Annotated in this window: 28 protein-coding genes; 13 read left to right on the top strand and 15 right to left on the bottom strand. The window is 57.9% G+C overall.

The genetic code is table 11. The annotated features are described in order from the left end of the window. The first annotated feature begins 122 nt into the window (after window positions 1-122). Entirely contained in the window at window positions 123-935 is an 813-nt protein-coding gene (gene map, locus ACRZ95_RS13220; protein WP_170679438.1) for a type I methionyl aminopeptidase, read from the top strand. Here map and ACRZ95_RS13225 read toward each other — a convergent pair. The 4 genes from ACRZ95_RS13225 to ACRZ95_RS13240 form a co-directional block, all read right to left on the bottom strand. Then, window positions 923-1102 carry a hypothetical protein gene (locus ACRZ95_RS13225; RefSeq protein ID WP_170679440.1) on the bottom strand — a complete coding sequence of 60 codons (180 nt, stop codon included), beginning with the start codon at window positions 1100-1102 and terminating at the stop codon, window positions 923-925. The genes map and ACRZ95_RS13225 overlap by 13 nt on opposite strands. 42 nt (window positions 1103-1144) lie before the next feature. Beyond that, window positions 1145-1492: a hypothetical protein gene (locus ACRZ95_RS13230; RefSeq protein ID WP_170679442.1), complete on the bottom strand. Its 348-nt coding sequence runs from the start codon at window positions 1490-1492 to the stop codon at window positions 1145-1147. 130 nt (window positions 1493-1622) lie between these two features. Next, a complete protein-coding gene (rsmD, locus tag ACRZ95_RS13235) occupies window positions 1623-2189 on the bottom strand; it encodes a 16S rRNA (guanine(966)-N(2))-methyltransferase RsmD (RefSeq protein WP_170679444.1) in 567 nt (188 codons plus the stop codon). Next, window positions 2186-3397, bottom strand: coding sequence for an NAD(P)/FAD-dependent oxidoreductase (locus ACRZ95_RS13240; RefSeq protein ID WP_170679688.1), 1212 nt, complete (start codon window positions 3395-3397; stop codon window positions 2186-2188). The genes rsmD and ACRZ95_RS13240 overlap by 4 nt, the downstream gene beginning before the upstream one ends. 99 nt (window positions 3398-3496) lie before the next feature. On the opposite strand from ACRZ95_RS13240, the gene ACRZ95_RS13245 reads away from it, so the two are divergent. The 4 genes from ACRZ95_RS13245 (at window position 3497) to ACRZ95_RS13260 (ending at window position 5013) form a co-directional block, all read left to right on the top strand. After that, entirely contained in the window at window positions 3497-3982 is a 486-nt protein-coding gene (locus tag ACRZ95_RS13245; protein ID WP_170679446.1) for a peroxiredoxin family protein, read from the top strand. A 103-nt stretch (window positions 3983-4085) separates the two neighbouring features. Then, complete coding sequence (locus ACRZ95_RS13250; RefSeq protein ID WP_170679448.1) at window positions 4086-4331, top strand: glycine zipper 2TM domain-containing protein; 246 nt, start codon at window positions 4086-4088, stop codon at window positions 4329-4331. Between the two features lie 11 nt (window positions 4332-4342). Further along, on the top strand, window positions 4343-4687 hold the full coding sequence (locus tag ACRZ95_RS13255) for an EF-hand domain-containing protein (RefSeq protein ID WP_480555046.1): 345 nt from the start codon (window positions 4343-4345) through the stop codon (window positions 4685-4687). Window positions 4688-4701: 14 nt separating this feature from the next. Further along, window positions 4702-5013, top strand: coding sequence for a hypothetical protein (locus tag ACRZ95_RS13260; protein ID WP_170679452.1), 312 nt, complete (start codon window positions 4702-4704; stop codon window positions 5011-5013). Here the strand turns inward: ACRZ95_RS13260 and ACRZ95_RS13265 are convergent. The 4 genes from ACRZ95_RS13265 to ACRZ95_RS13280 are packed head-to-tail and all read right to left on the bottom strand — an operon-like array spanning window position 5010 to window position 7752. Further along, a complete protein-coding gene (locus ACRZ95_RS13265) occupies window positions 5010-5303 on the bottom strand; it encodes a 4a-hydroxytetrahydrobiopterin dehydratase (protein ID WP_170379422.1) in 294 nt (97 codons plus the stop codon). The genes ACRZ95_RS13260 and ACRZ95_RS13265 overlap by 4 nt on opposite strands. After that, a complete protein-coding gene (locus ACRZ95_RS13270) occupies window positions 5300-6487 on the bottom strand; it encodes a GNAT family N-acetyltransferase (protein ID WP_170679454.1) in 1188 nt (395 codons plus the stop codon). The genes ACRZ95_RS13265 and ACRZ95_RS13270 overlap by 4 nt, the downstream gene beginning before the upstream one ends. A gap of 45 nt (window positions 6488-6532) precedes the next feature. Then, complete coding sequence (locus tag ACRZ95_RS13275) at window positions 6533-7300, bottom strand: glycerophosphodiester phosphodiesterase family protein (protein ID WP_170679456.1); 768 nt, start codon at window positions 7298-7300, stop codon at window positions 6533-6535. Then, window positions 7297-7752 carry a RidA family protein gene (locus ACRZ95_RS13280; RefSeq protein WP_170679458.1) on the bottom strand — a complete coding sequence of 152 codons (456 nt, stop codon included), beginning with the start codon at window positions 7750-7752 and terminating at the stop codon, window positions 7297-7299. The genes ACRZ95_RS13275 and ACRZ95_RS13280 overlap by 4 nt, the downstream gene beginning before the upstream one ends. 333 nt (window positions 7753-8085) lie before the next feature. Here ACRZ95_RS13280 and ACRZ95_RS13285 point away from each other — a divergent pair, with 333 nt between their 5' ends. Next, window positions 8086-8856, top strand: coding sequence for an MlaA family lipoprotein (locus tag ACRZ95_RS13285; protein WP_170473255.1), 771 nt, complete (start codon window positions 8086-8088; stop codon window positions 8854-8856). Then, window positions 8846-9454 carry an ABC transporter substrate-binding protein gene (locus ACRZ95_RS13290; protein WP_170379430.1) on the top strand — a complete coding sequence of 203 codons (609 nt, stop codon included), beginning with the start codon at window positions 8846-8848 and terminating at the stop codon, window positions 9452-9454. The genes ACRZ95_RS13285 and ACRZ95_RS13290 overlap by 11 nt, the downstream gene beginning before the upstream one ends. Window positions 9455-9637: 183 nt before the next feature. On the opposite strand, the gene fliP is transcribed toward ACRZ95_RS13290, so the two are convergent. Genes fliP through fliF form a run of 4 tightly spaced genes read right to left on the bottom strand, consistent with a single transcriptional unit; the run spans window position 9638 to window position 12828 of the window. After that, the gene (fliP, locus tag ACRZ95_RS13295) at window positions 9638-10369 is read right to left on the bottom strand and encodes a flagellar type III secretion system pore protein FliP (RefSeq protein WP_170679461.1); all 732 of its coding nucleotides are present in this window, start codon (window positions 10367-10369) and stop codon (window positions 9638-9640) included. Further along, window positions 10369-10647, bottom strand: coding sequence for a FliM/FliN family flagellar motor C-terminal domain-containing protein (locus tag ACRZ95_RS13300; RefSeq protein ID WP_170459591.1), 279 nt, complete (start codon window positions 10645-10647; stop codon window positions 10369-10371). The genes fliP and ACRZ95_RS13300 overlap by 1 nt, the downstream gene beginning before the upstream one ends. Further along, window positions 10640-11236, bottom strand: coding sequence for an ABC transporter ATP-binding protein (locus ACRZ95_RS13305; RefSeq protein ID WP_170472997.1), 597 nt, complete (start codon window positions 11234-11236; stop codon window positions 10640-10642). The genes ACRZ95_RS13300 and ACRZ95_RS13305 overlap by 8 nt, the downstream gene beginning before the upstream one ends. Beyond that, window positions 11236-12828: a flagellar basal-body MS-ring/collar protein FliF gene (gene fliF / locus ACRZ95_RS13310; protein ID WP_170679463.1), complete on the bottom strand. Its 1593-nt coding sequence runs from the start codon at window positions 12826-12828 to the stop codon at window positions 11236-11238. Before fliF ends, ACRZ95_RS13305 begins: the two co-directional genes overlap by 1 nt. A gap of 119 nt (window positions 12829-12947) precedes the next feature. On the opposite strand from fliF, the gene ACRZ95_RS13315 reads away from it, so the two are divergent. Genes ACRZ95_RS13315 through ACRZ95_RS13335 form a run of 5 tightly spaced genes read left to right on the top strand, consistent with a single transcriptional unit; the run spans window position 12948 to window position 17601 of the window. Further along, complete coding sequence (locus tag ACRZ95_RS13315; RefSeq protein ID WP_170492883.1) at window positions 12948-13445, top strand: flagellar basal body-associated FliL family protein; 498 nt, start codon at window positions 12948-12950, stop codon at window positions 13443-13445. A 9-nt stretch (window positions 13446-13454) separates the two neighbouring features. Further along, window positions 13455-13958 (top strand): DUF6468 domain-containing protein, encoded by a 504-nt coding sequence (locus ACRZ95_RS13320; protein ID WP_170679465.1) that lies wholly within the window; start codon window positions 13455-13457, stop codon window positions 13956-13958. After that, entirely contained in the window at window positions 13955-14539 is a 585-nt protein-coding gene (locus ACRZ95_RS13325) for a MotE family protein (protein WP_170679467.1), read from the top strand. The genes ACRZ95_RS13320 and ACRZ95_RS13325 overlap by 4 nt, the downstream gene beginning before the upstream one ends. 45 nt (window positions 14540-14584) lie before the next feature. Next, window positions 14585-15454 carry a flagellar motor stator protein MotA gene (gene motA, locus ACRZ95_RS13330; protein ID WP_170679469.1) on the top strand — a complete coding sequence of 290 codons (870 nt, stop codon included), beginning with the start codon at window positions 14585-14587 and terminating at the stop codon, window positions 15452-15454. Continuing rightward, window positions 15451-17601 (top strand): hypothetical protein, encoded by a 2151-nt coding sequence (locus ACRZ95_RS13335; protein ID WP_170679471.1) that lies wholly within the window; start codon window positions 15451-15453, stop codon window positions 17599-17601. The genes motA and ACRZ95_RS13335 overlap by 4 nt, the downstream gene beginning before the upstream one ends. Window positions 17602-18166: 565 nt before the next feature. Here the strand turns inward: ACRZ95_RS13335 and betB are convergent. Further along, entirely contained in the window at window positions 18167-19621 is a 1455-nt protein-coding gene (gene betB / locus ACRZ95_RS13340; RefSeq protein ID WP_170679473.1) for a betaine-aldehyde dehydrogenase, read from the bottom strand. 164 nt (window positions 19622-19785) lie between these two features. Here betB and ACRZ95_RS13345 point away from each other — a divergent pair, with 164 nt between their 5' ends. Continuing rightward, entirely contained in the window at window positions 19786-20115 is a 330-nt protein-coding gene (locus ACRZ95_RS13345; RefSeq protein WP_170679475.1) for a hypothetical protein, read from the top strand. A gap of 103 nt (window positions 20116-20218) precedes the next feature. Here the strand turns inward: ACRZ95_RS13345 and ACRZ95_RS13350 are convergent, their stop codons facing one another. Beyond that, entirely contained in the window at window positions 20219-20719 is a 501-nt protein-coding gene (locus tag ACRZ95_RS13350; RefSeq protein WP_170379453.1) for a potassium channel family protein, read from the bottom strand. A gap of 64 nt (window positions 20720-20783) precedes the next feature. After that, a complete protein-coding gene (gene trhO / locus ACRZ95_RS13355; protein WP_170679477.1) occupies window positions 20784-21689 on the bottom strand; it encodes an oxygen-dependent tRNA uridine(34) hydroxylase TrhO in 906 nt (301 codons plus the stop codon). Window positions 21690-21760: the final 71 nt, after the last annotated feature.

A 21760-nucleotide genomic window follows, 5' to 3' on the forward strand; every position in this document is an offset into this window, starting at 1 on the left:
GTCCACCTGAGATACATCCACCGGCCGCTTTGCTCTTGATCCTGCGACGCTGGACCCTCTGGAACTTTCTGCACAAGCAGCGTAAATAGAACATTGCGCGAAACATTTGGAGCCTCGCATCCATGAAAGAACACCGTGGCCGCCTGACCAAGGACGGTATCCGCATTTACGAACAAGGTGACTTTGCCGGCATGCATGCGGCAGGGGCTTTGGCTGCGCAGATACTGGATGACATCGCGCAACATGTCTTCCCCGGCCAAACCACCGGCGCGATCGACGGGATCATCACCCAGATGGTCGAGGACGCGGGCGCGACGTCGGCCACCATTGGCTACAAAGGCTATCAACACGCCAGCTGTATCAGCGTGAACCACGTGGTCTGCCACGGCATTCCCGGTGACAAAAAGCTCAAGGACGGGGATATCCTGAACATCGACGTCACCGTCATCGTGGACGGCTGGTTCGGCGATACCTCGCGGATGTATGTCGCAGGCAAACTGCCACGCAAGGCCGAGCGTCTGATTCAGGTCACCCATGATGCCCTGTTCAAAGGGATCGAGATGGTCAAACCGGGCAACACGTTCGGCGATATCGGCCATGCGATCCAGTCCTATGTCGAGGCACACCGCATGAGCGTTGTCCGCGATTTCTGCGGCCACGGGCTGGGCCGCGTGTTCCACGCGCCGCCGAATGTGCTGCACTATGGTCGCCCCGGCACCGGCTCCGTTCTGGAAGAGGGGATGTTCTTCACAATCGAACCGATGGTCAATCTGGGCCGCCCCGAGACCAAAACGCTGGCCGATGACTGGACGGCCGTGACCCGCGACAAGTCGCTCTCGGCGCAGTTCGAACATTCGGTCGGTGTAACCGCAAATGGGGTCGAGATCTTTACCCTGTCGCCCGGTGGCAAATACCACCCGACCTATTCTTCGTGATCGGCAACCTGATCCCGTAGCAGCTTCAGCAGCATCGTCTCAGCCCCCCACGGCGTGATCGCGTCGTGGATGAAGACCGGCGCGCGTGCAGGTTTGCGCGGCGGGCCGGTTTCTGTGTCAGTGTCCTGAGCCAAACCCCAGAACAAGGGTGGTAGGGCGCGGTCCATCCCGTGAGCCTAGCACAAACCGGCCCGCGCCTCAAAACCGGATCACGACGGCGTACAGCTGCCCCTGTCAAAACGCTGTGAAGTGCCTTTGATCATCATGTCATATTCGAGACTCACAAGATCAACGGCAAAGTTGACGACCTGACCATCCTGAATCAGCAAAAACGTTAGGTTGTCCAATCCCGGCAGAATGTCCGCCTCGCCCTGCAGATCTCCGACAGTGATGTGCCCTTTGTTGGACCCGCCCGAACGGGCCAACGTCACGCTTGATTGATCCACAGACGAGGTGCAATTGGCCATAAAATCATTCGCATCGAGTTTTGTTTGCCCTGCAACAACAGGGGAGGAGCTCAGCACGATGGCCGAGGTCAGGGCAGCTCTGAAAAGCATAGAGAGTCCTTTAAGGGTTGTTCCGCGTTTCCACGGCGCGTAGAGGCGAAATTGGCCGCAATTTTGGCGGAGATGCGTCAAATTACTGGCCGCCCACATTCAATTTTAAAACGAATTAGGACGGTCAGGATCAACCCACATGATCAAGTGATTGAAGCATCAGTGAGATATGCGTGTCGCCGTATTTTCGACTGTCCAACAACTGGAATCCATCCGGTGCCTGCATCGTGGCGTTTTCTTCCCATACGATAAACGCCCCCTCAGCGATCCATCCAGCCTCGGTCGCCTTAGCCAGCGCTTTTTGGCCCAGAGATTTGCCGTAAGGCGGGTCCAGAAAGATCAGGTCGTAGGGCGCATTGGGGTTTTCACCCAAACGCGTCGCATCCCGGCGGATCACATCGGTCCGGTCAGCGCTGCGGGTCAGGTCGATATTCTTGCGGATCAGGCCCTGCGCCACACGCCCGTCATCCACAAAGGTGACGTGGTCGGCACCGCGCGACAGAGCCTCAAGCCCCAGCGCGCCGGTGCCTGCGAACAGGTCCAATACACGCAGACCGTCAAAATCGATCTGATGGCTCAGGACGTTGAACAGGCTTTCACGCACTCGGTCGGTGGTGGGACGCAAATGGGCACCCGCATCCCCTTTGCCGACCGAGGCCAAGGCACGACCCCGGAACTCTCCGGCGATGATCCTCACGCTTTGAGCAACGGTTTCAGATCCGCAGCCGGATCGGCCACCACGGCAGGATCAGCGGTTTTGCCCGCGTCGATCAGGCGCTTGCCAACCATATAGGCGCGCGGGTCGTTCATCGCGTCGACTGCAATCAGCTGGTCACCCTTGTAGTACCAGAACGACACGGTCTGACCTTCGCCCTGACGGGTGACAACCTGATCATAACCCGTATTCAGACCTGCGATCTGCAGTTTCACGTCATACTGATCTGACCAGAACCACGGCGTTGCTGTATAGTCCTTGGCAGCCCCCAGCATGTTCTGAGCCACGATCTCAGCCTGATCGATTGCATTAGGCACGCTTTCCAAACGAATACGCCCCGCGCCATGCGGGAAGGAGGCGCAATCCCCTGCCGCCCAAATCGACGGATCAGATGTGCGGCCATGCGCGTCGGTTTTGATGCCGTTGTCCAGTTCAAGCCCAGCCAACTCGGCCAGTTGGGTGGACGGCGCGATGCCCACGCCGACGACCACAAATTCAACCTCGATTTCGGTTCCATCTGTCAGAACCGCGCCGACCACCTTGCCGTTTTCACCGATCAGACGATCAAGGCCCACGCCCTCGCGGATGTCCGCTCCATGACCCGAATGCAGCGCGCGGAAATAGTCGCTGGTTTCCTTGGCGGCGACGCGTTGCAGGATACGCTCGGCCATTTCTACAAGCGTCACCTTGACCCCGCGCTTAGCGCATACGGCTGCGGCCTCAAGCCCGATATAGCCGCCCCCGACGATCAGAGCGCGCGCGCCTTCAGTGACCCGAGGCTCCATCTCGTCGATATGAGCCAGATCGCGCACCACATGAACGCCCTGAAGATCACCGCCGATAGAGGCAGGCAGATAGCGCGGATCCGACCCGGTGGTCAGCGCCAGTTCGTCATAGGAGATGACCTCATCCCCCACGGTCACGGTCTTGGCCTTGGGGTCAATTGCAGTAACACGCTGCCCCAGACGCAGGGTGATGTTGTTGTCGGCGTAGAAGCTTTCGGGGCGCAAAAACAGACGCTCCAGCTCCATCTCGCCCAGCAGATAGGCCTTGGACAAGGGCGGGCGCTGATAGGGCAGATGCGGCTCGGCCCCGATCAGGGTGATATCCCCTTCAAACCCATCCTTGCGCAGTTTCGCAACAAGCGACGATCCGGCCTGCCCGGCGCCGATCACGACAATATGGCTCATGTTCATCACACCCTGTCGAATTCTCATGGTTACTTTTGTCCGACCACCTATATTGCGGCATAGCCCGACTCTGCAAATCCAAACGACAGGAGCTGATAAATGATTACAACAGGTGAGATGCTGCCCGACGCCACGCTGACCCAAATGGGTGCGGAAGGCCCCGAAGAGGTTCGGATTTCAGACAAAACCTCGGGCCGCAAAGTGGTGATCTTTGCTGTTCCCGGCGCGTTTACGCCAACCTGTCACTCAGCCCATGTGCCCAGCTTTATGCGCACCAAAGATCAGTTCGACGCCAAGGGCGTGGATGAGATCATCTGCATTTCCGTCAACGACCCCTTCGTGATGAAAGCCTGGGGCGAAGCGACCGGCGCAACCGAGGCCGGCCTGACCCTGCTGGGCGACGCCGCGTCTGAGTTCACTAAGGCCATCGGCATGGATTTCGACGCCCCACCAGCCGGGCTGCTGGCACGTTCGCAGCGTTACGCGATGCTGGTCGAAGACGGCAAGGTCACTGCGCTAAACCTGGAAGAAAGCCCCGGCGCTTGCGAGATTTCAGCCGGTGAAGGCTTGCTCGAAGTAATCTGACGCTGTTCGGCCCCGGCTAAACCGGGGCCGTCCTAACCCTATTTAACTTGATACAACGCCCCAGTGTGCGATTATCAAAGGCACATAGCTGGGGAGTATGTTTATGTATCTCAAAGCCATTTCACTCATTCTGGGCGGCGCAGGCGTTCTTGCAGCTTGCGGCCCGGCCCCGACACCACAGCAACAAGCGGCACGGCAACATGAAATCGCCTGCCTGAGCGGCACCTTGGGTGGTGCGTTGATCGGAGGCGCAATCGGCAATCAGTTCGGAGGCGGTTCAGGCAAGTCCATTCTGACTGGTGCAGGTGCGGCTACCGGAAGTATCAGTGGCGCAAGATTCGCATGTTGAGGGGGACAGCTATGAAACGAGTAATCTGTATCGCCGCGCTTGTGATAGCCAGTGCCGCAGCTGCGGACGACGTGGCAGAGTTGAATGAAAAAGAGCTGACAGCCATCGACTCGAACCACGATGGCTTTCTGTCCAAGGACGAGTTCAATGCCTTTTCAGACTACGCCTTTCAGGCGATGGACGAAGACAAGAACGGCACGCTCGGCCTGTCCGAGGCCAAACCGTTCCTCGACATAGAGCAATTTCAGGACGTTGACCGGAACGGCGACAGCCTTATCTCAAGAGCGGAATACGATGCGCAGATGAGCAACGATTTCGACTCTGCGGACAAGGATGGAAACGGCCGGTTGGACTAACCCCGGAGGGTGAGATGAACAGATGGATCTGGATCGGCGCGCTGGCCGTATTGGCGGCTTGTGACGTACCACAGGCCCCGGTTGTGACCGGTCCCGACGGGCAGACCCGCATCCAGATCAACACCAGCGGGCTGACCTGCTATGAGAGGCGGTGTCTGGACATCAACCCAGCGGCGCGCAGTGTCCGGTCTATAGGCAACAAAACGACCCGCATTCCGGGCAATATCGACGTCAGTAGTGGCACGGTCACGCCGGATGAGTTCCGCCAGATGGCGATCACGGCATCCTTGGCTGGCGGAATTGGGTCCGGACAGGATCGCGACTAGACCAGTCCGTCCATTTTGCGCGCCAGTTTCGCATCCAGCGAAGACAACCCGCCGACGTCATGAGTGGAGAGCACCACTTCGACCGTGCGGTAGACGTTGGACCATTCGGGGTGGTGGTTCCATTTTTCGGCCCAGATCGCCACTTGGGTCATCCATCCAAAGGCCGCGACGAAATTGTCAAAGATGAACGTTTTGGTGATCGCATCCCGGCCTTCAACCATGGTCCAGCCATTATTGAACAGCGGATCAAGAAGGGGGCCACGGGTCTCGGTCGACAAAAGCTCGGTCATTGCTGTTCCTCCGGGTTCGATTTTCTGAACGGGCCGTAATCCGTCAGAATCTCAATCTCTTCTCCCACCGCGCGGCCTTCGGCGTCCAGATATTTTTTGACGGCATCGGCGAATCCCGGATCGGCTATCCAATGAAGGCTGTGCGTGCGCGTTGGCAGGTAGCCACGTGCAAGCTTGTGTTCACCTTGCGCTCCGGCTTCGACCCTTTGCATGCCATGCGCGATGGCAAAGTCGATGGCCCTATAATAGCACAGCTCGAAATGCAGGCAGGCATGATGTTCCACACAGCCCCAATAACGACCATAGAGCGTCTCACGCCCGATGAAATTCAGCGCCCCCGCAATGGGATACCCATCGCGTTCTGCCAGCACCAAAGCCATATCACCGGCCATCGTCTCCTGCGCGATATCGAAGAACTGGCGCGTCAGGTAAGGTGAGCCCCATTTGCGCGCGCCGGTGTCCTGATAGAACCGCCAGAAGGCATCCCAATGCTCGGGCCGCAGGTCATCGCCGGTCAGGGTGAGGATCTCACCACCGAATGCGTTGGCCTGAGCGCGCTCCTTGCGGATGTTCTTGCGCTTGCGCGAGGACAGCGCGGCCAGAAAACCGTCGAAATCCGCGTAATCGTCATTCAACCAATGAAACTGCTGCGAGCTTCGCAGCATCAGGCCCATCTGCTCACCCGCCAACGCCTCGTCTTCGGTGCAGAAGGTCGCGTGAAGCGACGAGACCTGATTGTCTGCCGCCAGTTGCACAGCGCCTTGGACCAGCGCAGGCATCCCAATCCCTTCATATCCCGGACGCATCAGAAAGCGCCGCCCGGTGGCGGGCGTGAAAGGGGCCGCAATCTGTAGTTTGGGATAGTACCGCCCGCCCGCGTTTTCGTACGCATGGGCCCAGCTGTGGTCGAAGATGTACTCTCCCTGACTGTGCGATTTGGCATACATCGGGGCCGACGCGATCAGCATCCCATCCAGATAGGCCGTCAGGTATTGAGGCTGCCACCCGGTGCCTCGCCCAACCGAGCCGCTGTTTTCCAGAGCCAGCAAAAACCGATGCGTGGTAAAGGGATCCAGCGGACGCCCGCCATCTGCTGTTTCGGGGCAAGCGCAGGCATCCCACTCGGCCGCAGAGATTTGCGAGAGTGATCCAAGTATTTGAATTTCGATCTGCGCCTGATCCATGTGCCCTCCGCGTCTGGTCTTTATCTGTGACGAGGTGCGGCAGGTTCAACCCGGATGCTTGGCCAGATACCCCTCAAAGGTCACATTGTCGGCAACGGCGCGGGCCTCTGCCTCTTGTTCAGGCGACTTTACCGTCCAACACAGGATCGGCACACCGCGCGCTTTCAGCTCGGCCACGCGCGGACGGTCCAGATCATGAACCTCGTGGCTGATGAAACTGGCCCCAACCCGGTCGAAATCGGGAACATCGCGCAGGTGATCGCACACCGATTGCGGCAGCAGCTCGACACTCGGCTTATAGGAACAAGTCACGATCCCACGTGGCAGATGCGGGGCCAGACGGGCCAACTCGGCCACGCTGTTGGGATTGAACGACATCAGCGCCACCGGACCGTCGTAACCTTGTAGCGCTCGCACGGCATCCGCCTCGAGCGGGCCGACATTGGTGCCCATGGCTCCATCCTGATCCTTGAGCTCGATCAGCAGCGGGACTTTGCCCGCGACCATCTCAAGCACATCGTCGAGGGTGGGAATGCCATCCTCGGCGTGCAGCAGCTGCGTGGCCTGCGCCTGCGCGGCCGAGACCTGCTGGATCGGTCCAGACTGCCCGGTCAGACGCGCCATGTCGTAGTCATGAAACACCATCGCACGGTTGTCCGAGGTCCGTTGCAGGTCAATCTCGATCCCGTAGCCGGCCTCGATCGCGGCACGAATGGCCGCCCGGCTGTTTTCCGGGCGGTTATCTGTTTTGTCATGCAGCGCCCGGTGCGAGATCGGGGCCTCAAAGAACACAGGCGGCAGAGCAGGTGTCATTGGACTTCGAAAATACCTTCGATTTCGACAGCAACACCCAGCGGCAGCGATGCAGCACTAACCGCCGAGCGGGAATGACGACCCGCGTCGCCCAGCGCCTCAACCAGGAAATCGGATGCTCCGTTGACTACCTGCGGCTGCGCGGTGAAATCAGCGGTCGAGTTCACAAAACCGGTCAGCTTGATCACCCGCACCAGCTTCTCGATATCCCCGTCACAGGCCGCTTTGACCTGAGCCAGCAAGTTGATCGCACAGACCTTTGCTGCCGCCGCACCCGCGTCGACGTCCATGTCATCGCCCAATTTGCCGGTGATCAGGTCGTCCGCTTTGGAAATCTGACCCGAGACATAGACGATATTGCCCACGCGAACGAAAGGCACATAGTTGGCGGCAGGGGCCGGTGCGTCTGGCAGCGATACGCCCAGACTTTGCAGTTTTTCCGAGATGCTCATGTGATTGTCCTCACCCAAAATCGACTCGGGCGGACGCTAACCGGGATAATGCCGCTGGGAAAGCCGGAAACCGATTTTTCTGACCGTCGCGTTCAGTGGGCGTATCCTGTCCTATTTCGAACTGTTGAAGTCGTGTCACTTTACCTTCGTTGATTTACCGGGTTTAACGCTATGTGTTTCATTCAAGCTCTGAAACCTCTATGTGACAACAACTTGTGTCGGTTGGACACGCAGGTATTGATTGATCGCCCAAGCGTCGTGCCGGGCCGTATTGGAGTAGCTAAGACCGTGTTGAGCAAATTTGGCTTCAAACATCTTGTTGTTCTGTCACTTATGGCTGTGTTGTCGGCCTGTGCGACGCAACCCCCGGAACAGGCTGCCCGGGGTGAGATTTTCGACCCCTATGAGAACGCCAACAGGGGCATTCACAAGTTCAACCTTGGCGTCGACAGGTTTTTGTTTCGCCCCGCCTCAAAAGGCTATGTGAAGATCGTCCCTGATCCGATGGTGACCAGCTTCAGTACCTTTGCGGAAAACATCTCTCTGCCCGGTCAGGCGGTGGATTACCTACTTCAGGGAAACCCCAAGCAAATGGGCAACGCCTTGTTGCGGTTCGTGATCAACATGACCGTCGGTGGCTTTGGCCTGTCGGCCCCGGCGGATGAGTTGAACCTGCCCCCCGTCGATACTGATTTCGGCGAAACCCTGCACGTCTGGGGTGTTGGGGAAGGCGCCTATGTTGAACTGCCGTTCTATGGCCCATCGACCACCCGTGACGCTGTAGGTGTCGTTATCAACCTGTTCTCGAACCCGATTAACTTTACTCCGGTACGCCCTGCGGACAATCTGGGGGTTTATGCCGAAGTCGTACGTCGGATGGGGGATCGGGGTCGTTTTTCTGATACAGTGGACTCGATTCTCTACGAAAGTGCCGACAGCTATGCGCAGGCCCGACTGATCTACCTGCAAAACCGCCGCTTCGAATTGGCACGCGACGACGAGGACGCCTTCTTGGATCTCTACAACGATCCATATGCCGACGCCGGAACCGACCCTGTTAGTGACCCCCTTCTCGACCCCTACGAGGACCCTTATGCTGAGTAACGCTTTAAACCGAAGACATTTCCTGAAAACCTCTGTGGCCGGAGCAGCTATTGTTGCCCTGCCCTTGCCCGCTCTGGCCCTGACCGAGGCGGGTGCCAAACAGCTGGTTAACAGTGTTGTCGCGGATATCAACCGCGTGATCGCCTCGGGCAAATCCGAAAAAGCCATGCTGCGTGATTTCGAGAAGATTTTTGTGCAATACGCTGATGTTCCGATCATGGCACGCTATGCGCTTGGGGCAGACGCCCGTTCTGCCTCTCCGGCGCAGTTGAGACAATTCACCAAGGCGTTCCAAGGATATATCTCGCGCAAATACGGACGCCGGTTCCGCGAATTCATTGGCGGCCAGGTGGATGTACGAAACGCGCGCAGAATCAAAGCCGGCTATGAAGTGCGCACCTCCGTCAAGCTGCGGGGATCGTCGCCCTTTGACGTGACCTTCCTGGTTTCTGACAAATCCGGTCGCGACAAGTTCTACAACATGTTCATTGAGGGCGTGAACTTGCTGCTGACCGAGCGTACCGAAATCGGGGCGATGCTGGATGCGCGGAAAGGCAACCTGAACCAGCTTATCAAAGACCTCAACAGAACCGGGTAGCACCGCCTTTTTGTGTGCTTAAACGCCTCCGCGCTCTGTGCGTCGGAGGCGTCTTCGTTTCTATACCCACAAGAAAGTCATTTTACCTTGTGACCTAACACGCGCCGAAGTTGATGCGCCGCTTTCCAAAGCTCTCACTAAAACTAAGCTTGTACCCCGCTCCACGCCGAGCCCGCGGACCCTCTAGGGCATGTAACTTCGGACCAAAGCGCTGGCGATCAAAGCCCATCCATCTGCGATCACGAAAAACGCCAGCTTGAACGGCAGCGAGACGATTGCAGGCGGCACCATCATCATGCCCATCGACATCAAGATGGCAGCCACAACTAGGTCAATGATCAGAAAAGGCAGGAAAATCAGGAACCCGATCTGAAACGCCCGAGCGATTTCAGACAACATGAAGGATGGCATCAGAACTGAAAGTGGAGCATCCGGAGACAGGACCATCCCCTCGCCTCCGGGGCGCAGAGCGGCTATGGATTGAAACGTCTCAACATCCAGTCGCGCGGCCATGAACTCTCGGAACGGGTTCAGGGCGCGTTCCAGAGCCGTTTCAACCTCAAGCGTTTCATGGATCAAAGGCTCAATACCAATAGTCCAGGCTTCGGTGAAAACCGGCTCCATAATGAAATAGGTCAGGAACAGCGCAAGGCTGACGATCAGCATGTTTGGCGGAGATTGCTGCAACCCGATGCCCTGTCGCAGGATCGCGAGAACCGTGATCAGAAACGGAAAACAGGTGATCATGATCGCCAGCCCGGGCGCAAGGCTGAGAACGGTGATCAGCAAAATCAACTGGATCGTCCGGGCCGAGATGGACCCACCTTCCCCAAGCGACAGGGTCACGTCTTGAGCCGCAGCCAGCGAGGGCAGCGTAGCCACCACCGCCACAATCAGCCAGAGCCACAGGCGCATCAGCCGATCCCGTTCTGCAAATCCGCGATTTCGGTCAGACGCACAGCCAGTTGACCAGCCTGATCGCCCTCCATCTCTTCCAGAAGACCGCGAGCAACCAGTTGATCCCCGACATATAGATCCACGGGGTCTTCGATCCGTTTGTCCAGCGTCAGCACCGCATTTTCGCCCATATTCAGCAAGTCCCGGATCAACGGGCGGGCGCGGCCGACAGAAACTGTGACTTCGATCGGGACAGCATCAAAGGGATTGGTTTTCTGGGATTGGGTATCAGTCATGGGTCAAAGCCTCTTTCGCCTCAAACATGTAGGAGTCAAATGCCTGCTGCACCGAGGACAGCAGATCCACGCAATCCACCTCGCGTCGCGAGATACCGACCTGCAGCCGCGCTTGTCCGGGTTGCAGCGAGGAATCCTCAATCACACGCGGGGGCTGTGGCACATCCGATGAAAGCAAATCTTCGACCTCGGCTGCGCGCCCTCCTGGCACAAGTATCTGGATGGGTTGGTCGATCTGGGTTCGTGCCATGTCTTGCAGCTGTTCCGACAGGCGGTGAGCAAAGCTGCGGTCGATACAATCCGGCAGCACCAAGTTCACCAGGCTTTGGAACATCGGCTCCAGCGACAGGGTCATACGTGCCAGCGCTTCGTGATAGGTAAAGGACATGTCTTCCAACGCCTTGGCCAGTTCTGCCGAAACCTGGCTCCGGTTCTGCTCCTGCGCTTGAACAGCGTCTTCCCATCCGGCCCCGTAGCCTTGTTCGAAGGCGGCCAGGCGCTGTTCCTCTAGCGCCTCTTCATCCAGAAGATGCAGCTTGCCGCCTTCGACCTGCGCGGTGAAATCCTCAAGAAGGTGAGCAATCGACATCAGACCCGCTCCTCACCTTCTTCAAGCCAACTGCGCAGGATTTCGACCGTTTCTTCCTGTTTGCCACCGATCATCGCCCGCAACCGATCTACAGGATCTGCGTTGCTGTCCGACCCAAGCGCGGGCACGCCGGCCGACTGCGCTTGTCCTGGCAGAGCCGTGAACTCGGCCGACTCATCTGGCGCGATCTCACCGACCAAAACCTGGGTATCTTGAGTTTCACCACCACCTGCAGGCAACAAAGCTGGGGCTGCCGCCGGTTTCATCAGGACCGGGCGAATGACGAACAAGGCCAGAACCAGCGAAACCGCCGCAAGCACAGCCATCTGGATCAAAGACATCGCGTCCAGATGAATATTCTGCCACAGGGAGGACGAAACAAGCGTTCCCTGCGGCTCTACCACCGGCAGATCAAGCGATTTCAACGTGATTACATCGCCCCGAGCTGCATCGAAGCCAACGGCTGAAGCCACCAGCTCCTCAAGCGCGTCAAGCTCGGTCTGAGGCAGGGGCTCAAAGCTTTCCGCCCCGTTTTCATCTACCGACCGGATGCCATTGACCAACACTGCGACTGTCAGCCGCTTGATGGCACCGGGAGCGTTGTGAACCTCAAGCTCCGTTTCCGAGACCTCGTAGTTCACGCGCTCGCGGGTCTGGCTCGCGTTCGAGTTCGATTCGTCCCCGCCCGCTCCGTCACCATCCGGCAGGTTGGAGGCAACCGTCACATCGCCGGACTGATTGCGCGCACTGTCCGACCGTTCCTCGACATCCGTACTGATAGCGACCCGCCCCTTTGGGTCAAAGCGGCGTTCGCGGATAGATTCGGTCTTGGTTACCGTGTCGACGCTGACCTCAACTACTGCGTTGCCAGTACCCACACGCGCCTCGACAAGGCGCAGCACGCGTTCGCGCAACTGACGGGATTTGTCATCCGCGGTATCAGCCGCAACTGCCGTGTCCTGCCCGCCAATCACGGCGCCGTTCGAATCCACAACCGTCACGTTCTCCGGCGCAAGTCCGCTGACCGCCGAGGCGACCAGAAAGCGAATGGCCTTGGCCTGATCGCCCGTTATCTGCGCGCCGGATGGAACCAGATAAACCGAGGCCGTGGGCGCAACGCTTCGCTGAAACGGGTTGGCCGAGCCATTCGCGATATGCACTCGCGCCTGACTGACATGAGGACCTCCGACGATGGTACGCGCCAGTTCACCTTCTTTCGCGCGCCAATAGGCGGCGTCGAACATCTGAGACGTGGTGCCAAACCCGCTGAGCGAATCGAGCAGCTCGTAGCCACGATTGCCATTGGCAGGCAGGCCTTCGCTGGCCAGGGTCATGCGCAGCTCATCCCGCTGCGAGCCGGGCACGTAAATCGAGCCGCCCCTGATCTCATACGTGACGCCGCGCTGATCGAGCGCACGCACGATATCGCCCGCGGCCCCACTTTCCAGCCCTGCATAAAGAAGGGTCATCGAGGGTGCCGTCACAAGACGGGACATCCCGAGAACCCCCAGAAACACCAGCGCAACCGCGCCGACGACTATGATTTGCTTTCGCCTGTCCAAACTTGCCCAGACAGTTCCGATCTGCTGCACGGTCACCTCCGACTCGCCGACATTCTGCCCGGCGCATCCCTTGTTTGAACGATTGCCCTTAACAATCGGTTAGTCCCTGCCGGGTTATGACAGCTTCAGATCGAATGAATGAGGACGTCATGACTGACGCTACAGCAGAAGAGGCAGAAGCCCCTAAGAAATCAGGGAAAATGGGTCTGATCATCGGGGTGATTCTGGCGCTCGTCGGGGCGGGCGGCGGCTATTACGCGACCACGTCCGGGCTGTTGCCCTTTGGGGCTAAACCCGAAAAGGCGGAATCGATGGATGCTGAAAAAGACAAACCGGCCAAGGCCCTGCCGGATGTAGGATTCGTCGATCTTCCGCCCGTGATTCTGTCGGTGAATGCGGGTGAGTCGCGACATCTGAAATTCCACGCGCAGCTCGAAGTTAACTCGGCCTACATCAGTGATGTGGAAAAAATGCAGCCGCGAATCATGGATGTGCTGAACGGATACCTTCGTGCGCTGGAGGTTTCGGATCTTGAGGACTCCTTAGCGCTGGTGCGTATCCGGGGGCATCTGCTGCGTCGCATTGAAATCGTCGTCGGAGAGGGTCGTGTGCGCGACGTTCTGGTGATGGAATTTGTTCTGAATTAGGAGGCGAAATTGGAGTTTATTGCAGATATTTTGCTGGTCGCGGGCGCGCTAGGTGCCGGTCTGTATTGCTTTGTCCTGTCACGCCGCCTGAAACGGTTCACGGATCTGGAACAAGGCGTGGGTGGGGCCGTTGCGGTGCTGTCCACCCAGGCAGAAGAGTTGAAAAAGTCACTGGACAGCGCGCGGGCTGCCTCGGACCAATCCGGGGATGAACTGAAAGAGCTGACGGAACGCGCGCAATCGGTTGCGCAGCGGCTCGAGCTGATGATGGCCTCAATGCATGACGTCATCCCCGAAGAAAATGCCGCGCCTCAACCGCCCGCGCCGGACGTATCATCAGAGCCGGATGAAGAGGCTGAGGGTGCCGCCGAGCCAGAGGGAGCGTCTGACACTCAGGATTCGGATGCAGACGACATGCCGTCCGAGGAGAATAAGGCCGAGCAACTAGTCAAAGCACCGGAAGGTTTGATGTTCTTCCGGCACAAACGGCAGAGTGTGGAGGCCACGGAATGAAACGCTCTGGCCCGCAGAAAGGCAGGGCGCGACCCCGCGGCGGCGTGTTGGCGGTGATTGCTCTGCTGATGATCGGGTCCGCCGCAATTCGCCTTGGGCTGGAAGCCGGGCCCGCATTGGCCAAGACCGTTGAACCGACAAAGGCCGATGAGCCTCCGATGTCAAAACCCGGTCCGGATCTGCAGGTTCTATTGACCGAACTTCTGCGCCGTGAAAAACGCCTGAAACAGCGGGAAGAAGCCCTGGAAGAAAAGGAAAAGGCGCTTGAGATTGCCCATGGGGCCATCGAAACGCGCTTGGCCGCGCTACAGCAGGCCGAGGAAGACTTGCGGGAAACACTGGCATTGGCGAACGAGGCGGCGGAAACAGACCTGACCCGGCTGACGGACGTCTACCAAAATATGAAACCCAAAGATGCCGCCGCCCTGTTCGAGACGATGGATCCCAGCTTTGCGGCCGGTTTCCTGTCACGCATGCCCGCCGATGCCGCAGCGGGCGTGCTGGCCGGCCTCAGCCCCGAAGCCGCCTATACGATCAGTGTCGTCATGGCGGGTCGAAATGCCAATGCCCCACAGGAATAACCGCATGCTTTTCAAAGCTATTTGGACACTTGTCGGAGATCGCAAATGATTGGAATTGTTGGAATTGTCGTCATCTTTGTGATGGTGTTCGGTGGCTATCTGGCTGCGGGCGGCAAGATGACGATTATCATGAAATCCCTGCCGTTTGAGATGATGATGATCGGCGGTGCCGCTGTTGGCGCCTTTCTGATCAGTAACGATATGGGCGGGATCAAACACACGATCAAAGACATGGGCAAGGTCTTCAAGGGCACAAAGTGGAAACCCGAAGACTACCGGGACCTCCTTTGCCTTCTATTCTCTTTGATCCGAATCGCACGCGCAAACCCGGTCGAGGTTGAACAGCACATAGAAGACCCCGAAAACTCAAGCTTGTTTTCCGCCTACCCGAAAATCCAGTCTGACAAAGAAGCTGTGGACCTGATCTGCGACACGATGCGCTCGGCCGCGATGAACTATGATGACCCCCATCAGGTCGAAGAAGTTCTAGAAAAGCGGATGGAGGCCAATTTTCATCACGCCATGCATTCCAGCCACGCGCTGCAAACCGTCGCCGACGGCTTGCCCGCCCTTGGAATTGTCGCCGCCGTTCTGGGTGTGATCAAAACGATGGGGTCAATCGACCAACCGCCCGAGGTTCTGGGCAAGCTGATCGGGGGCGCTCTGGTCGGGACATTTCTGGGGGTGTTTCTGGCCTATGGTCTGGTGGGGCCATTTGCGGGCAAACTGAAAACCGTCGTGGAAGAAGACAATCACTTCTACCAGCTGATCAAAGAGGTTTTGGTCGCCAACCTGCACAACCACAACGCCGCCATGTGTATCGAGGTCGGCCGCCAGAACACACCGACCCACAACCGGCCTGGTTTCTCGGAACTTGAGGATGCTCTCAAGGAACTCAAACAGGCTGCGGCATGAAAGGCCTGGCTCTCTTCACGTCGATCCTCATCACAGTGGCAACCTCGGCCACTGCTGAAACGTTGGTTGTCCGATCAGGAGAACATGACAGCCACACCCGCCTCGTCGTAAAGGTTCCGCCGGGCACCGAGTGGGTACTTGCACGCCGGAAAAACGGGGCGCGGCTGACCGTTTCAATCGACGACGTCCTGTTTCAAACAGAAGGCGTGTTCGGGCGACTGACATCAAATCGCTTGTCAGCCCTGTCTCAATCGGAACCAGGTGCAGCACTTGATTTGGAGTTTGGCTGCGACTGCGTGGCCATGGCCTTTCTGTTTCAACAATCAATGATTGTCGTGGATATTTCGCAAGGCACTTTGCCTCCGCCTTTGACTGCCAACATCCCTTTGCCACCGTCTCTGCCGCCGTTGGGAGTAGAAGATCCGCCTGAACCCTTAGCTTTGCCGCTTTTGACGCTGAACCAACAGGGCTTCAAAGATCAACTCTCAGCCAGCCTACTGCAAGGTGCCGACCGAGAGGTCCTTGACCTGGACCTGGCCGCCATCGGCCCCCGCACGTCAACACCTCCGAACGACACGGACATGCTGCCGAATTTTGCAGCGAATATGAGTGTCTCAACGATTGTGGACGAACTGGAAGGTCTTGTTGGCCCCGATGTCCCTCAAATTGAAAAACGTCCCGCCTGCATCAGCAGCGCTCGGCTAGGGTTCGACACATGGTCGGACGCGCGCCCGTTCGACGAACAGATCGCCGATCTGCGTTCTGGGTTGTATCAGGAGTTCGACCGCGTCGACGCCGATCTGGCGCTCAAGCTGTCGAAACTCTACGCTTTTTTCGGGTTCGGAGCGGAAGCTGTCTCCTCGCTTGCTCTGGTTGAAGGGCATTCCGAAGAGCAAAGCTGGGTGCAAGCCATAGCCGGGCTTGTGGATCACCGTGAGCCCGCAGAAGATAGCCCGTTTCGAGGTCTTCAGCGCTGTAGTAGCCATGCGGCTTTCTGGTCAGCACTAAGCGAGCAAACGCTGAGCCTTGATGCTGATCTGGACGCGATAGAGCAGTCTTTCTCCAGCCTTCCCCGACATTTGCGCCGCAGTTTGGGCCCAAGACTGTCATCGATTTTGGTTGAAGCTGATAAGCTGGAAGCGGCGCGGCGGGTGATGCGTTCCGTTGATCGCGTTGAAACGGAGGAACAGCCCAGTGTGGCCAAGGCTCGGATCGCTCAGGCCGAAGGCGACTCTGAGGTGGCCGATGCCATCTTGGAAGACGTCATTTCTGCGCCAGAAACAGCAACAGATGCCCCTCTGGCCTTGGCGCGTTTGGTCGAGAAGCGCTGGGCAGAACGAGGGGCCGTATCCTCTCAGGACGTTGCCCTTGCCGCAGCCTACGCGTTGGAGTTTCGTGGATCTGAAACCGGACCAATGATGCAGCACGCACATATCGTTGCGCTGAGTTTGAACAATGAATTCGATGCGGCCCACGACCTGATCCAAGCCCTGCCCGAGGGTGATGATCGCGCGGATGTTCTAAACCGTCACACACATCTGCTGGAAGAAAGGTCAAACGATGTAACCTTTCTGAAACAGGTGATGTCCATGTCTGATGGCGACTCGATGGCTTTGACCACACAAGCCGCTATTGCGATTTCTGGCCGCTTGGGCGCTTTGGGGTTTGCGGCTCAAAGTTCTGCCTTTGCCAATCGCACGCATGACACGACGGACCGATCCCAACGTGCACGATTGCGCGCGCGCGCGGCACTGTTGGACGAAAAACCGCACAAAGCGATGCTGGAACTGTCCGATGATGCCTCAGCAGCCGCAGATACCCTGCGCGCTCAGGCACTGGCGGCGATCGGTGATCTGAGCGCGACGGCAGACTTGTACCGAGACCTCGGCGAAACCGAGGTTGCGAACCGGTATTTCTGGTTGGCTGGATTGCCCGAAAATATTGAACCTGAAGGGCGATTTGCGAACCTGGCTGAGATCTCGGGCAAGCTTGCCTTAGCGCCTCGTCGTCGTCTTGAGACGCCTCTCGCCGATGCCAACAGCCTACTGGCCGACAGCGAGGAAGCCCGAGCGCACATTGCAGACCTGTTCGGTTTACTCTCCGATCCAGAACGCGCGCCCGATGAGGGGGCGGATCCCAACCAATGACACCAAAGGTCTAGCGCAGATTCCGAAAAATTTGTTTCGCTCTAATAGCTTAGTTCCCCTTAGTGCGACGCTGGATAAATACCTTGATGAAAATTCTGACAGGACTTCGCGCGTTCCTTCGACCGTTTGCCACAAAGAAACATGACCAACTTTACACCGCCGACCAAGGAAGTTGGCGACTTGCTGAGAGGTTCCGATAACAAGATTTTCCCAAAAGCGCCTCGGCACAAGACATTTTGCTTTCCGAGCCTGTGCATGGTTCACGACTTGGAAAATGAGGTAAAGGCCGATGTCTATACTAGTTTATCTCTAGGCCGTTGCTCTCGCCGTGACCGGCATCTACTGGGTTGGAACCCTGAGCCTAAATCACGTGCGATTTGGGAAATGGGTCTCAGGCGCGCTTAGTCGTTCTGAAAAAGAATGAACATCGGTGGTCAGCGAAACCCACGAAAAACGCAATTGCGCCCCATGGCGATACTCAGAGAAAACAAGATTCCAGATCGAGATAGAACGGCGCTCTGCCACTCGTGTATTGAAAAGAGCAGAGCGCCAATAAGACAGTTGATCAGTAAGGTGCCTCGACGTCGTTCATCGAGACGTAAACGGTTTTCATCTCGCTGAAATGATTGATGGCGAGTTTTGAGTTCTCGCGACCGACACCCGACATCTTGGACCCGCCGAACGGCGCCTCAACCGGGGCGAGGTTGTAGGTGTTGATGTAGCACGTCCCGGCCTCGAACCCGGCGACGATGCGATGGGCGCGGGTCAGATCGTTGGTGAAGACCCCAGCCGCAAGGCCGAATTCGGTGTCATTGGCGCGGGACAGAACCTCTTCTTCCGTGTCGAAGTCCAGTACGGACATGACCGGGCCAAAGATCTCTTCGAGGGCGATGGTCATGTCGTCGGTCACGTCCGCGAATACGGTGGGTTGCATGTAGAACCCTTCACCCTCGATGCGCGCGCCGCCATAAACCAGCCGCGCGCCTTCGGCCGTGCCCTTTTCCACGTAGCCCAGCACGATGTTCATCTGATTTTCGCTGACCATGGGGCCAAAGTTGACCTCTTCATCCAGCGGATCGCCGATCTTGGCGGTTGCCAGACGTTCGGCCAAGCGGGTCAGAAACGCCTCTTTGATACCTTTTTGGACGAACACGCGTGTGCCGTTCGAACAGACCTGACCCGAAGAATAGAAATTGCCCAGAATTGCGCCTGAGACCGCGTTTTCGATATCGGCGTCGTCGAACACGATCATGGGGGATTTGCCGCCCAGTTCCATGGTCACATGCTTCATGCCATCGGCGGCCGCGGCATAGACCTTGCGGCCGGTCGGCACCGAGCCGGTCAAAGACACTTTGGCAACGCGCGCATCAGTCACCAGCGATGCACCCACATCGCCATAGCCCTGAATCACGTTGTAAATGCCCTTGGGTGCACCTGCCTCGATCAGGATCTCGGCCACTTTTAACGCAGAGAGCGGGGTCGTTTCAGACGGTTTGAACACCATCGTATTTCCGCAGGCCAACGCCGGCGCGCCCTTCCAACAAGCGATCTGGCTTGGGTAGTTCCACGCGCCGATCCCGACGCAAACGCCCAGCGCCTCGCGGATGGTGTAGACGAAGTCTCCACCGCCCAGAGGGATGTGTTCACCGGTCAGGGATGCGGCCAGCCCTCCGAAATACTCCAGCGCATCCGCGCCCGAGGTCGCATCGGCCGCCAGCGTCTCTTGCAGGGGTTTACCGGTGTCATGTGTTTCCAGAACCGACAGGTCGTAATTGCGGTTGCGCATGATGTCTGCGGCGCGGCGCAGAACACGGCCACGCTCGGTCCCGGACATGGCTGCCCATTCCGCTTGCGCCGCTTTTGCACTGTTCAAAGCCTGATCAACGATCTCGGGCGTGGCTGAATGCAGCCGGGCAATGACCTCACCCGTTGCAGGATAGATCACATCAATCGGCGCGCCGTTGGTGTCTTCGACATATGCGCCATTGATGAAATGGCTCGCCTTGGGCTGAAATTTCATGCCGGGTTCCTTTTCCGAAGCAATTTCCCAAGCGTGTATCTTTTGTTGATTGGTCAGTCAATAAAACTGAATCACGGCAAACGCCCGCTGATGTGAATCGCCGTGCCCTTGAAAAAAAGAGTTAGTGTTCTATTTATGTTCCACATAGTCAGAGGAACATTCCGATGTCTTACCACGCCCGAAATCAGGCCCTAAACGGCCCTTCGAACGACTACCACCTGCTGCCGGTCACAGATCGGCAGATGCGCTATGCCCGCGCCATCGCCGAGCAGACCGCACTGGAAATCCCGGTTGAGGCGCAACGTGACCGGAAGTCCATGTCTGCTTGGATCTCGGCTCACAAGCCCGAGGATCCATCGCCCTTTGCCAACTACCCGACCGGCAAGCAGGTCGCCTTTGCTGAACGGATATCGCGCAGCAAACGTCGCCCGATCCCGTCCGAGTGCTTTCGCGACAAACAGTTGATGTCGCTTTGGATCGACCAGAATAAATAGAGCCAAGATCGTTTTGCGTTTGATTTGAACCGCAATGCGCTGCCTCTCCCTGCGGTCGAACGCGCATTTCGATGGCTTTGCTTTAGGTAAAACGCAAAACGATTTAATGCGCGTGGTTTCGCGAATAAAGTGACACAGCAGCCGCTACGAACATGCCCAAAAGGATATACCCTGTGACGGCCTCGGACACGGCCAAGCCGCGGCACAGGCCTGTTGGGCTCATGTCGCCATACCCGACTGTGGTGAAGGTGACATAGGAGAAATACAGGATATCAGCAGGGCCTTCCGCCCCGAGAACGCAATTGTCGTTGTAGCCAAAGGCACCGTAAACGGCCGCAAACAGGAACGGCACGACCTGAATGAAAGAAACACCCATCAGGAACAACAACCTGCGCGGCGACTTCACCTGGGTCATGTAGTACCACGACTGCGACACCAGCCAAATCAGCAACGCGACCGAGGCAATGGTGCCGATCGTGTCCCCAGCGGTGGTCTCACTCAACCGCGACAGGCCGAACCATGCCAGGAAACTGGCCAGCACCAACCCGGCAGCGGCCAGGAAGGTCGATTTCCATTCCGCCAGAGTTGTCGGTTTGCGGGTCATTGAATCTCCATCACAGCAATCCGGCGATAATCATCGGGATTCCCCTCCGACCTGCAAGCGGAATTCAGACGCTGCCCAGATGCTCATCGCCGCGCGCGCGGGCCAGAAGGATCTGTTTCTGACGTTCGCGGAAACGCATCTTGTCGGCCTCCGACGTCTCATCCACGCAGAGATGGCAGGACACGCCATGTTCATATTCCGGGCGCTTCACATCTTCGGGCAGGATCGGGCGGCGGCATCCGTGGCACAGGTTGTGCGGCCCCTCGACCAGACCGTGGCCAACCGACACACGATTGTCGAAGACAAAACACTCGCCCTTCCAAGTGCTGTCCTCGGCGGGCATTTCTTCGAGATAGCGCAGGATGCCACCTTTGAGGTGATAGACATCCTCGACCCCCTGCCCCAGCAGGAAATTGGTGGATTTCTCGCAGCGGATACCACCGGTGCAGAACATCGCGACACGCTTGTTGTGGAACCGGTCCTTGTTCTGCTCCCACCAGTCGGGAAATTCACGAAAGCTGGCGGTTTCAGGGTCTATTGCGCCCTCAAACGTGCCAATCGCCACTTCATAGTCGTTGCGCGTGTCGATCACGACCACATCGTCCGAGCGGATCAGATCATTCCATTCCTCTGGTTCGACATAGTTGCCAACGCGGGCGCGCGGATCGACATCGGGCTGGCCCATGGTCACGATCTCTTTCTTCAGACGCACCTTCATCTTGCCAAAAGGCGGATGGTCGGAGGTGGCCTCTTTCCACTCCAGATCGGAGCAGCCCGGCAAGGCCTTGATATGCGCCAGAACGGCGTCAATCCCGAAGCGGGGGCCAGCAATCGTGCCATTGATCCCCTCTTGCGCCAGCAACAGGGTGCCTTTGACCGATTGCGCGCGGCACAGGTCCAGCAGCGGCGCGCGCAGGGCGGCGTGATCAGCGAAACGGGTGAAATGATAGAGGGCAGCGATCGTGTACATGCGCGCGGTCTAAACCTGACAGCGCAGAGTCGCAAGGGATCGGATTGACGCTTCCTGCACTGCACCGTACC

This window comes from Ruegeria sp. AI3 (assembly GCF_056541245.1).